This window comes from Pseudomonas sp. PS01298 (genome assembly GCF_029959745.1).
In the GTDB taxonomy this organism is placed as follows: Bacteria; Pseudomonadota; Gammaproteobacteria; order Pseudomonadales; family Pseudomonadaceae; genus Aquipseudomonas; species Aquipseudomonas aylmerensis.
The window spans coordinates 1-6,573 of the sequence record NZ_JASCPP010000190.1; the positions used below are offsets into that span (position 1 = coordinate 1).

At 63.2% G+C, this 6,573-nt stretch carries 6 protein-coding genes and 1 pseudogene; 5 read left to right on the top strand and 2 right to left on the bottom strand.

The window, feature by feature from the left end; genetic code table 11:
* Nucleotides 1-301 (bottom strand): annotated as a pseudogene (locus QMX97_RS31180) (ribonucleotide-diphosphate reductase subunit beta); the annotation flags it as partial.
* A gap of 271 nt (nucleotides 302-572) precedes the next feature.
* Between QMX97_RS31180 and QMX97_RS31185 the strand changes: the two are divergent.
* The 5 genes from QMX97_RS31185 (at nucleotide 573) to QMX97_RS31205 (ending at nucleotide 5,673) form a co-directional block, all read left to right on the top strand.
* Nucleotides 573-1,049: a GNAT family N-acetyltransferase gene (locus tag QMX97_RS31185; protein WP_282398194.1), complete on the top strand. Its 477-nt coding sequence runs from the start codon at nucleotides 573-575 to the stop codon at nucleotides 1,047-1,049.
* A gap of 104 nt (nucleotides 1,050-1,153) precedes the next feature.
* Nucleotides 1,154-1,666, top strand: coding sequence for a formaldehyde-activating enzyme (gene fae, locus QMX97_RS31190; RefSeq protein WP_065906694.1), 513 nt, complete (start codon nucleotides 1,154-1,156; stop codon nucleotides 1,664-1,666).
* A 10-nt stretch (nucleotides 1,667-1,676) separates the two neighbouring features.
* Nucleotides 1,677-2,711, top strand: a complete 1,035-nt coding sequence (locus tag QMX97_RS31195; protein WP_065906695.1) for an aldo/keto reductase — start codon at nucleotides 1,677-1,679, stop codon at nucleotides 2,709-2,711.
* A complete protein-coding gene (locus QMX97_RS31200) occupies nucleotides 2,708-4,141 on the top strand; it encodes an NAD-dependent succinate-semialdehyde dehydrogenase (RefSeq protein ID WP_065906697.1) in 1,434 nt (477 codons plus the stop codon). Before QMX97_RS31195 ends, QMX97_RS31200 begins: the two co-directional genes overlap by 4 nt.
* A 155-nt stretch (nucleotides 4,142-4,296) precedes the next feature.
* Nucleotides 4,297-5,673, top strand: coding sequence for an MFS transporter (locus tag QMX97_RS31205; RefSeq protein WP_106804102.1), 1,377 nt, complete (start codon nucleotides 4,297-4,299; stop codon nucleotides 5,671-5,673).
* On the opposite strand, the gene QMX97_RS31210 is transcribed toward QMX97_RS31205, so the two are convergent.
* Entirely contained in the window at nucleotides 5,620-6,495 is an 876-nt protein-coding gene (locus QMX97_RS31210; protein WP_065906701.1) for a LysR substrate-binding domain-containing protein, read from the bottom strand. The genes QMX97_RS31205 and QMX97_RS31210 overlap by 54 nt on opposite strands.
* Between the last annotated feature and the right edge of the window lie 78 nt (nucleotides 6,496-6,573).

The window sequence follows — 6,573 nt, forward strand, 5'->3', positions numbered from 1 at the left end:
AGGGCACGAGTTGGTTGAGGTCGGCGCGGCAGTTGATCATGCGCTTTTCGTCAACGGCGACGCGGGCGGCGGAGCCTTCCAGCTCGGCGAGGCCTTCGGCGACGTCGAGTTTGTCGAGGGCGGCCTTGGCGCGGATGATCGCGGCGGAGTCGTTGGCCGTCACGTTGCGCGCTTCCAGCGCGGCGGCGGCGCCTGCGCCATCCAGGCGGTCCATGTTGGCTTCACTGGCGTGGCCGGCGTTGGCGCCCTTGATCACCGCTGCACCGGTGTCTTCGTTGTCGACTTCATCCCAACTCAGCATTGAAATACTCCTTCCTGGTCTGTTCTGACGGCGTGTGAACCCGTCCAAAAATATGTAATTTGCAGGCTACTAGGCATTGAAATACTGCGCGTAGTGTGGTCGGTAAATATCGATTCTGCACACTATGTAGTGGTCTGTTCTGTTTGTGGGCACACTATATGGTGTGTAACAAAGATGGTCAACGCACAAGATGTACGCTCTCGAGTGGCTGGCGTGACGTGGGTCAGCTATAAAGACCGGCATTATTGACCCGAATCAGGACCTCAAGGGAATGAGTCATTTATTGATCCGCGCCGCCCGTCTGGAAGACGCCGAAGGCATTTTCCAGGTGCATAAAAACTCCGTCGAAAGCCTCTGCCACGCCGATTACGGCCCCACTCAGATCAGCATGTGGCTGGATGGCCGCTCGCCCGAGACGTACCGCGAGGCAATCGTCGCCGGCAATGTGTGGCTGGCCTGCACGGACGTGATCCAGGGGTTCGTGGAAATCGATGGCCACGAAGTCAGCAAACTGTTTGTGCGTGGCCAGGCCGCCGGGCAGGGCGTAGGGGCTCGCCTGCTCCGCGAAGCGCTGGCGCGCATCGAAGCCGCCGGTCATGCCAAGGCGTATCTGGAGGCGACCCTCACCGCCGAAAAATTCTATGCCGCGAGCGGCTTTCGCAAGATTGGCGAGGGCACCTTCAGCCGTGGCAACAGCCCGGTTTGCATCGAGATCATCAAGATGGAGCGCGCTTTCCCGGGGGCATGAGAAAAACTCACAGCCCCATGACTTTTAATGGTTACGCCCGCCCTCAGCGCCAGTGCTAAAAAATCGCCAACCAGCTCCCCATAACAACAAAGAGCGTTTGCGAAATGAAAACACTGGATCTGTACATCGGCGAAGGCTTTGAAGGCCCGGGCGTCAACGCGGCCCACATCAATATCCTGATCGGCCCGCGCAACGGCCCGGCCGGCCAGGCGTTCGCCAACAGCCTGGCGTCTCCCAGCCAAGGGCATTGCCCGTTCATGGTGATCGCCCAGCCGAACATCCCGGTCAAACCCATGACCCTCTACGTCAACAAGGCCGCGATCGGCAGCGACCTGCACGGCAACGCCACCTGGGGCGCGTCCCAGGCCGGTATCGCCAAGGCCGTGCTCGAAGCGTTGCTGGACGGCACCTTGCCGGCCGAGGCCGAAGACGAGTGGGCCATCGTCACCGCCAACTGGGTCAACCCGGCCTGCGACGACCTCGATGCCGTCTACCTGAACAACTACAACGCCTGCCGCACCGCGATCCGCGCCGCCCTCACCGGCACGCCGTACACCGCGCAACTGGCGGACGTGGTCAACCAGATCAGCAACCCTTTCTACACGCCAAAAGCCTGAGGAAATCCCCATGCAATACATTCGTTTGGGCAACTCCGGCCTGCAAGTCTCGCGCCTGTGCCTGGGCACCATGAACATGGGCACCCCGGACTGGAAACCGTGGATCTTCGACGAGAAGCAAAGCGAGCCGATCGTCGCTCACGCCCTGGCCAACGGCGTCAATTTCATCGACCTGGCCGACTTCTATTCCGCCGGTGTCGGCGAGGAAGTGGTAGGGCGCATCCTCAAGCGCGTCGCCCGGCGTGACGAGATCGTGGTCACCACCAAGGTCGGCTACGGCACCCGCAGCGGCATCAACGCCAGCGGCCATTCGCGCAAGCACATCATGGACAGTATCGACGCATCCCTCAGCCGCCTGGGCATGGATTACGTCGACGTGTTCATGCTGCATTACTTCGACGTGAACACCCCGGTCGAAGAAACCATGAGCGCCCTCAATGACATCGTGCGCTCCGGCAAGGCGCGCTACATCGGCGTGTCGACCATGCTCACCGGCCAGCTGGCGAAAATTCTCCTGGCTTGCGAACGCAATGGCTGGGTCAAGCCAATCAACATGCAGCTGCAACTGAACTGCGCCTACCGCGAGGAAGAGCGCGAGATGATCCCGTTCTGCCGCGACCAGGGCCTCGGCGTGTCGGTGTTCAGCCCGCTGGCGCGCGGCTTGCTCACCGGCGAGGTGCAATCGACGCGCAACCAGACCGACTTCTTCACCCAGCAGATGTACAGCGACCAAACCTCGTTCGATATCGCCCATTCGGTGCAGCGCGTGGCACGTGCCCGTGGCGTGTCCAACGCGCAGATCGCCCAGGCGTGGGTCGCCAACCATCCAGGTGTCGATGTGATGCTGGTCGGCGCCGATACCACCGCGCAGTTCGACAGCGCGCTGGCCGCCCTCGACACCCAATTGGATGCCGAAGAACTGCATGAGCTGGAACGCAACTACACACCGTGCGATGTGATCAACGACTACACCGCCGGCAAGCGCATCCTGCGTGCGGCCCGTCCGGGCCTGGACCGTTTCAACCTGATCGAGGCCGTGGCATGAACCCGCTGATCCGTACTGGCAACTACATCGATGGCCAATGGTCCAGCGGTGGCCCGACCTACCCGGTGCTCAACCCGGCGAATGGCGCGCTGATCGCCGACGTACAACGCGCCGGCGCTGAGCACACCGACCTGGCCATCGCCGCCGCCCACCGCGCGTTGCCGGCCTGGCGCACGCTCACGGCCAAGGAGCGCAGCCAGCGCCTCAAGCGCTGGAGCGAGCTGATGCTCAGCCATCAGAAAGACCTCGCGCAGTTGCTCAGCCTGGAGCAGGGCAAGCCCCTCGCCGAAGCCATGGGCGAAGTGGTCTACGCCGCGAGCTTCCTGGAGTGGTTTGGCGAAGAGGCCAAGCGTGCCTATGGCGACGTGATTCCGAGCCACAAGGCCGATGCCCGCATCATCGTGACCAAGGAAGCCATCGGCGTGGTCGCGGCGATCACGCCGTGGAATTTCCCCCTGGCGATGGTCACCCGCAAGGTCGGCCCGGCATTGGCGGCGGGCTGCACGATGATCCTCAAGCCCTCGGAAGAAACCCCGCTGTCGGCCTTCGCCCTGGCGGTCCTTGCCGAGCAGGCTGGCATTCCGGCCGGTGTGTTCAATATTGTCTCCGGTGACGCCGTGGCCATCGGCGGCGCGCTGCAGGCCTCCAGCGTGGTGCGCAAGCTGTCGTTCACCGGCTCCACGCGCACCGGCAAACTGCTCATGCGCCAGGCGGCGGACACGCTGAAAAAAGTCTCGCTGGAACTGGGCGGCAACGCGCCGTTCATTGTGTTCGACGACGCCGACCTCGACGCCGCCGTCAAAGGCGCGATGGCGTCCAAGTTCCGCAATACCGGGCAGACCTGTGTGTGCGTCAACCGCTTCTTTATCCAGGACGGCGTGTATGACGCGTTCACCACCAAACTCGCCGAGGCGGTCAAGGCCATGCGTGTCGGCAGCGCCCTGGACGGCGACACCGAGCAAGGCCCGCTGATCAACGCCGCCGCGCTGGCCAAGGTTGAAGCCCACGTGGGCGACGCCTTGGAAAAGGGCGCCAAGCTGTTGTGCGGCGGCCGGCGCCATGCGCTGGGCGGCACCTTCTTCGAGCCGACCATCCTCACCGAAGCCCACGGCGAGATGCTGATCGCCCAGGAAGAAACCTTCGGCCCGGTGGCGGCGTGCTTCCGCTTCAGCGATGAAGCCGAGGTACTGCAGCGCGCCAATGACACGCCGTTCGGCTTGTCGGCCTATTTCTACAGCCGCGACATCGGCCGTGTGTGGCGCATGGCCGAAGGCCTGGAGGCGGGCATGGTCGGCATCAATGAAGGGATCATCTCCACCGAAGTCGCGCCGTTTGGCGGCATCAAGGAATCCGGCCTCGGCCGCGAAGGCTCCAAGTACGGCCTGGATGATTACCTGGAGATCAAATACCTGTTGATGGGCGGGCTGTAGACCCCCAGGTCTGCAAACAGCACAGGTCGACTGTGGAAGCTGGCTTGCCTGCGACAGCGGTACGCCAGCGACCCATGCTTCGACCGATCCATCGCTCGCACCACAAGGCGCACGCCCACCGTTACTCCATCAAAAACAACAATAGGGAGAACACCATGACCGCCCAACCCGTCAATATCGACGACCTGCCGATCGGCCGCTTTCACCTGAAGATCGCCGGCCTGACCTTCGGCGCGCACTTCACCGATGGCTACATCCTCGGCCTGATCGGTATCGCTTTCACCCTGCTCAGCCCACAGATGCAACTCGACGCCTTCTGGCAAGGCTTGATCGGTGCCTCGGCGCTGATCGGGCTGTTCCTCGGCAGCCTGTTTTTCGGCTGGATCTCCGACACCCTCGGCCGGCAGAAAATCTTCCTGGTCAGCTTTGTGTTGATCACTGTCGCCTCGGTCATGCAGTTCTATGCCGAAACGGCCATGGGCCTGTTGTTGTGCCGCATCCTGATCGGCATTGGCCTGGGCGGTGATTTCAGTGTCGGCCATGCCATGCTGGCGGAGTTCTCGCCGAAGAAACATCGCGGCGTGCTGCTGGGCTCATTCAGTGTGATCTGGACTTTCGGCTACGTGGCCGCAACCTTTGTCGGCACGGCCATGCTCAGCCTGGGTGACGATGCATGGCGCTGGATGCTGGCGTCCTCGGCGATTCCCGCCGGGCTGATCCTGATCGCGCGTATCGGCACCCCGGAATCACCGCGCTGGCTGATCAACCGTGGGCGCATCGCCGAAGCCCGCGCCATCGTCAAGAAGCACCTCGGCGAACACGTGGTCCTGGATGAAGAACCGTCGACGCAGACCCGCTCGGGCTACGGCGTCCTGTTCAGCCGTGAATACCGCAAGCGCACGGCGTTCAACTGCCTGTTCTTTGTGTGCATCGTGATGCCGTACTTTGCGATCTACACGTTCCTGCCTTCGATCCTGCAGAAGATGGGCCTGTCCCAGGGCTTTGGCACCGAACTGCTGCTCAACCTGCTGCTGATTGTCGGTGCGCTGATCGGCATCTGGTGCACGGTGAAGTTCTCGCGCCGAGGCTTCCTGATCAACTCGTTCATCATCCTTGCCGTCGCGCTGTTCCTGCTCGCGGTGTTGCCGGGCAGCATGGCCTGGCTGATGGTGCTGACCTTCGGCGTGTTCACCCTGGTGTTGTCGGCGGTGAGCAACCTGGTCGGGGTGTTCCCGGCAGAAAGCTTCCCCACCGAAGTGCGTGCCAGCGGCATCGGCCTGGCGACGGCGGTGAGCCGCCTGGGCTCGGCGGTCAGTACCTTCCTGCTGCCGGTGAGCGTGGCCGGCATCGGCTTGAGCCCGACCATGGGCATTCTCTCGGCGATCCTGGTGCTGGGCGCGCTCATCTCCTGGGCCTGGGCGCCGGAAACCAAGGCGTTGACCTTGAGCCAGGCGTGCAAGGCCGAGGCGCCCGTGCCATCAGGGATTGCTGACCTGGCCCAGCCACTGCGTAAACAGCCGAACCTTGGATAAGCCCAGCTTGTCCGGCGCCACATCCAGCCAATAGCCATACGGGCCGATCACCTCCACGGGGGTGATCGGCAGCAGGCTGCCATTGGCCAATTCCCGCTCGATCATCTGCCGGTCGATCACTGCCAGTCCACCGCCTGCCAGCGCGGTGTGAATCACTTGGTCGAGGGTGCTGAATTCCAGGCCCTGGTCCGCATCGATGTCCTCCCGGCCCATGGCCGCCAGCCAGTTCTCCCAGACCTTCAAGCGCTTGCCGTCGTGCAGGATATGCAGCAGCGGGGCGCGGCGCAGGTCGGGCGGCTGGCCGTCGATGAACAACTCCGGGCTGGCCACGGCGATGTGGCGTTCCATCACCAGCAATTCGCTGCTGCAATGCAGCGCCGGTTCCAGGCCGAAGCGGATCTGGCAGTCGATTTCCGCCAGGCTTGCGTGACTGTTTTGATGGGTGACGCTGAGGTTGATGTCCGGGTAGCGCTCGCAAAAGCGCCGCAAGTGCGCGGACAGCCAGCGCGTGGCCCAGGTCGGCGGCGCGACGATGCGCAGGCGCTGGCGCAGGTTGGGCACGCGCACGGCCTGCAGGGCTCGCTCGATATGGTCGAAGGCGTCACTCAGGTGCGGCGAGAGGGCAAAGCCGGCTTCGGTCAGGGCCAGGCCTTGCGGCGTGCGGATGAACAGAGCGACACCGAGGTAGTCCTCCAACTGCTTGATCTGCCGGCTGACCGCACCTTGGGTCACGTTGAGGCCGACGGCGGCCTGGCTGAAACTGCGGTGGCGGGCGACTTCTTCGAAGACGCGGAGCATGTTGAGGGAGGGCAGTTGGCGCATGAAATGGATTCCACACCGGTTGTTTTTATAGTGTTTTTGGCGGCCTCTTCGCGGGCAAGCCCGCTCCCACAGTTGGAC